General features: G+C 58.9%; 3 protein-coding genes. All 3 read left to right on the top strand.

Going from position 1 to position 3,965, the window contains the following annotated elements; translation table 11 throughout:
* Positions 1-92 precede the first annotated feature (92 nt).
* The 3 genes from AC3WLT_RS36925 to AC3WLT_RS36935 all read left to right on the top strand — a co-directional run bounded on the left by AC3WLT_RS36925 (position 93) and on the right by AC3WLT_RS36935 (position 3,565).
* The gene (locus AC3WLT_RS36925; RefSeq protein ID WP_492596489.1) at positions 93-1,034 is read left to right on the top strand and encodes an acyltransferase family protein; all 942 of its coding nucleotides are present in this window, start codon (positions 93-95) and stop codon (positions 1,032-1,034) included.
* A 224-nt stretch (positions 1,035-1,258) separates the two neighbouring features.
* A complete protein-coding gene (locus AC3WLT_RS36930) occupies positions 1,259-1,792 on the top strand; it encodes an acyltransferase (RefSeq protein ID WP_492596490.1) in 534 nt (177 codons plus the stop codon).
* Positions 1,793-2,572: 780 nt separating this feature from the next.
* A complete protein-coding gene (locus AC3WLT_RS36935; protein ID WP_492596491.1) occupies positions 2,573-3,565 on the top strand; it encodes an IS5 family transposase in 993 nt (330 codons plus the stop codon).
* The last annotated feature ends 400 nt before the right edge of the window (positions 3,566-3,965 follow it).

The following is a 3,965-nucleotide window of genomic DNA, read 5'->3' on the forward strand; positions in this document are numbered from 1 at the left end:
ACTTTACGTCAATCAAAATTGACGTAAAGTCGTCCAGCACTGCTCGCTGTGCCTTATAAACTGGTCTTTGGGTCCGGACGACTTTGTGTCATTTGACACTCGGCGCCCACAGCCCTGCCGACATCCTGTTGAACGTGCTGTTCCTGCATGCGCTGTCGCCGTCGGCGATCAACAACGTCGTGCCGGGTGGATGGTCGATCGGTGTCGAAATGCTGTTCTATCTGCTGGCGCCGCTGATTTTCTTCTTCACGCTGAACGGTGTGCGGCTCGCGATCGCGTCGGTGTCGGTGCTCGCGATGTCGGCGGCCGTGATGTGGGTCGTCGGTTGCAACGGTGCGCCGGATTGCCATGTCGCGAACAACACGTTTCTCTATTTCTGGCCACCGGTGCAGGTGCCCTGCTTCATCGTCGGGATGTGGGCATGGTTCGCCTTCCGCCCGCATCTCGCAGGCGCGTCCAGCGTCACGCGTCGTGTCGCGTGGCTGTCGCTCACGATAGCGCTCGCGTTCGCGCTCGCCACGGCCGCGCTAGGCGTGTGGCTCGCGAAGGGCCACGAATCTGCACGATTCTTCGCGGCGTGCGCCGGGGCCGGGTTGCTGCTGTTCGTGTGTTCGCACCGGGGGCGCGGCGCCGGCCCGCTCGGGCAACGACTCTTCAAGCCCTGTGCAATGGCAATCGGCCGTGAGAGCTACGGCATTTATCTCTGGCACTTCATTTGCACTTACGCGACGTTTCATTTCTTTGCGCTCGTGTTTGGGCGGACCAACAAACACATGTCGTTGGCGCTTTTCATTGTGACTATCGCCATTGTGCTCGTGGTTTCCTACGCGCTTTCGCGGCTCTCCGACCGGTTTATCCAGGCATGGGCCGCGCGCTTTTCGCACCGGCTGCTTGCCCGGATCGACGAACGTTTCGCGTTGCCAGTCGTCGCTAAACGGGCGGCAAAGTCCACTACATACGCAGCCCGACGTTCAAAGTCTCCTATTGAGCCCGCCGCCACGGCGCTGGGATGTGGTCAACAGCGCTCTGTATAATGGTTTCCTATGGAACGAATCCAGTCGATCAAGCCGCAACTGGCGGAATTGCGCCTTTTGCCGACTCAAACGATTCGATGGCGGCGGCCCTATCGAGTGAGCGCATTTTTTGACATGCCCAGCAAAGAACGGCTTAAGTCAGGCGAACCGCGCAAGCGCCCCAAACAGAGCTACGGTGTTCGACCGCGCACGATGGTGCGATGCGCGGTGATCTAGGCGGGACTATGAAGCTACTGACGGCACTGAAACGACACATCTTCATGAGCATCGGCAACACAATGCCGACGTACGGCCCTTTCAATCGCATGCGTGCTTCGTTGTACCGCAAGGCCGGCATGGCGATTGGCAAGGACGTGACGATCATCGGGCCGTTGAACGTCGAGCTGAGCTTGAACGAGGAAACGATTCGCGGCATCTCGATCGGGGACCGTGCGTATCTGAACGCTGATACGCGCCTAGCCTGTCGCAACAGCCGCATCTCGATCGGCGTCGACGTGCAGATCGGGCCGCGTGTGTCGTTCGAGACGGCGACGCACGATATCGTGTTTGCGCCCGAGCTCGGGCGGGGGCTAGATCACCATGAGATTCGCGTCGAAAACAAGGTATGGATCGGTGCGGGCGCGACGATCTTGCCCGGAGTGACGATTCACGAGGCGGCTGTGGTTGCAGCGGGTGCAGTGGTGACGAAGAACGTGCCGGCCTATACGCTTGTCGGCGGCGTGCCGGCCCGAAAAATCAAGGATATCGCGCGCACGTGACCTTGCTCGCGCCGCATGACGGAGACGTCGGCGGCGGCGAGGAGGCCAGACCTTCAATCCCGCAACAGCCATGCCGCGGACGCGTGCAGACACGGACCGGTGCGCGACGGCTAACGCGACCTTCGAGCGAGCCTACGGCAGGATTGCGCTTATCAAATGAGTTAATGCAACTGTCTTTTCAGATCGGAAAGTTCGGCATGAACCGATCTGACAGCACTTTTCACTCTCGCATCTACATTGGTCGCACGTTGACACGCCTGCTCTGCACGGTAGCCGACTTCCTCAAGGCCGTCTACGTATTGTCGCATGCGATTTCGCTTCCGATGTGCAGCGGCCGTCGCTAACGCACGTAAGGCCGACGGTACTTCAGTCAACGCCTCCGAACCTCGCAAGTAGTCGTCGATACATGGTTTCTCATAAGCACACCATCCGCGCGCGACGATAACCGGAGTCCTCCAGACCGTCTCGTTAGGGCCGGCAACCGCTGACGTGCCTTCGCACATTCAGTGACCGAGATTTGCCGAATGTGAGAAAAAACGCCTTGTCCAACCCGCGCGGAACCATTCTTCTGCAATGCCGTGTTTCTTTCGAAAGCTTCTACATCAGGAAGTCGGAGGGCCGCTGCTTGTGCCGTCCCGTATTTGCTGCAGCACTTCCAGGGTCGAATCCGAAAAAATATTCTCAATGAAGCTAGGGAAACGCTGATTATCCGACCCGGCGGTCATCGATGAGATAGCCGAGGACGTTGTAGAAAGAAGTTCACGGAACGGACCCACGACGATGCAGCGGCAGATCGGTTTTGCGGAAGCGGAAAGTGCGGGCAAGAAGCGGGTGACCAAGCGTCAACGCTTTCTGGCCGAGATGGAGAAGGTCGTCCCTTGGTCGCGGCTGCTGTCGGTCATCGAGCCGTATTACCCGAAGGGCGAGCGAGGCCGGCCGCCGATTGGCCTGGAACGGATGCTGCGAATCTACTTCCTGCAGCAGTGGTACGGGTTGTCGGACGAAGGGCTGGAAGACGCGCTGTACGACAGCATTGCGATGCGCGCCTTCGCCTGCATCGATCTGGCCATCGAGAACGCGCCGGATGCGACCACGCTGTTGAAGTTCCGTCGTCTGCTGGTCGAGCATGAGCTTACGCGGAAGTTGTTCGACGAGATCGGCATCTCGCTGTGTGAGCGCGGACTGATGATGAAGGAAGGCACGCTGGTCGACGCGACGATCATCGAAGCGCCGCCGTCGACCAAGAACGCTGAGAAGAGCCGAGATCCGGAGATGTATCAGACACAGAAGGGCAACGAGTGGCACTTCGGGATGAAGGCCCACATCGGGGTCGACGCCGATTCGGGGCTGGTGCATAGCGTGGTGGGCACGGCGGCCAACGTGTCGGATGTGTCGCAGGCCTATGTCCTGCTTCACGGGCATGAAGAGGAAGCTTTTGGCGACGCGGGCTACCTCGGCGTGGACAAACGCGACGAGATGAAGGGCAAGCCGGTGAAGTGGCGTGTGGCGGCCAAGCGCGGAAAGATCAAGGCGATGCAGGAAGGTCCGCTGAAGGACCTGGTGATCGCGGTTGAGCGAACCAAGGCGCAGATCCGCGCCCGGGTCGAGCATCCGTTTCATGTCGTGAAGAACCTGTTTCGTCATCGCAAGGTCCGCTACAAGGGTCTAGCCAAGAACACGGCACAGCTGTTCAGTCTGTTCGCGCTGGCGAACCTGGTGATCGCGAAAAATCAGCTGCTGTCGACTCATGGGAGCAATCCGTCATGTGTGTGAAAAACGCGGGAAGTGAGGCCCGAATACGAGCGAAACTCATCGCGCGTGTCGTCAAATTCCTTCGTCAATCTGAAAATTGCAATCTGCCTCGTCCGTTATGCGGACGACAGGCTCATTGATCAGCGTTTCCCTAGCAAATTGTGGCCGCCGAACCTTCGCGAGCCGCCTTATCGCGCAAGGGCACTCGCTAGATACCGTTCACCTATTGTTAGGACGCTCCCATCTCGATCACGTCTCACCCTATCTGGACGTCACGGCGCGCGAGCAGCGCGATGCGCTATCGGCGTTCGATCAGTTGGAGTGGGACTGAAGAAAACGCTTTAACGTGCCGATATCAGTTAAAGCTGGACGTCGTTTTCGATGATAGCAATGCTTGCAATCCGTCGCCTGAATGATATCA

The sequence above is a fragment of the Paraburkholderia sp. FW306-2-2C-D06C genome (assembly GCF_058781505.1).

What these genes read in the sequence shown, in the direction of transcription:
- AC3WLT_RS36930 (WP_492596490.1), top strand. Translation starts at nt 1,259, where the DNA reads ATGAAGCTACTGACGGCACTGAAACGACACATCTTCATGAGCATCGGC.
- AC3WLT_RS36935 (WP_492596491.1), top strand. Translation starts at nt 2,573, where the DNA reads ATGCAGCGGCAGATCGGTTTTGCGGAAGCGGAAAGTGCGGGCAAGAAG.